Origin of the sequence: Pseudoalteromonas aurantia (assembly GCF_005886875.1) — a bacterium.
In the GTDB taxonomy this organism is placed as follows: domain Bacteria; phylum Pseudomonadota; class Gammaproteobacteria; order Enterobacterales; family Alteromonadaceae; genus Pseudoalteromonas; species Pseudoalteromonas aurantia_A.
The window spans coordinates 1-248 of record NZ_PNBY01000185.1 but is presented as its reverse complement, the minus strand read 5'-3'; the positions used below and the strand labels follow the sequence as shown (position 1 = coordinate 248).

At 44.8% G+C, this 248-nt stretch carries 1 protein-coding gene; it reads right to left on the bottom strand.

What is annotated here, in order from left to right; all coding sequences use genetic code 11:
- Positions 1 to 248 (bottom strand): EF-Tu/IF-2/RF-3 family GTPase (locus CWC18_RS20410; RefSeq protein ID WP_249930161.1); only part of this gene is annotated, 248 nt, incomplete at both ends.

Here is a 248-nt window from a genome sequence, read left to right as displayed (position 1 = left end):
TCTTTCGAAAGTACGTATACCTCTGAAGTGAACTTCGTGTGTGGAGTGATTGAACCAGGCTTCGCTAGTACTTGACCACGTTCAACGTCTTCACGCTTAGTACCACGTAAAAGTGCACCAATGTTCTCACCCGCACGACCTTCGTCTAGAAGCTTACGGAACATTTCAACACCTGTACAAGTTGTCTTCGTCGTTTCTTTCATACCTACGATTTCAACTTCGTCGTTCACGTTTACAATACCAGCTTC